At 51.6% G+C, this 310-nt stretch carries 1 protein-coding gene; it reads right to left on the reverse strand.

The features are described from left to right. Nucleotides 1-310, reverse strand: a 310-nt coding sequence (locus CP366_RS10680; RefSeq protein ID WP_158227351.1) for a Rib/alpha-like domain-containing protein, incomplete at both ends; no start/stop codon positions are given.

The following is a 310-nucleotide window of genomic DNA, read 5'->3' on the forward strand; positions in this document are numbered from 1 at the left end:
CGATACATCTGGTTCTTTCGTCCAGTTTGCTCCAAAGTCGGTGACTGGCTTCTTATCTGGATCCGTAACCGTTACAGAGTCCTTAGCAGCTGGTACCTTGTTCAAGTCTGTCGTCAAACCGTCCGTGGCCTTCGCGTCATTCTTATCTGCTTGGGTCTTGCCGTTTTCGTCCCGAACCGTTACTGGTACTTCAACCGTTTCCTTCGAGCCGTCTGGGTAGGTGATTTCTACCGTCCCCGTGCTCTTGCCCGGCTTCGATACATCTGGTTCTTTCGTCCAGTTTGCTCCAAAGTCGGTGACTGGCTTCTTA

This window comes from Lactobacillus sp. UMNPBX15, from assembly GCF_002553785.1.
GTDB classification, from domain to species: domain Bacteria; phylum Bacillota; class Bacilli; order Lactobacillales; family Lactobacillaceae; genus Lactobacillus; species Lactobacillus crispatus.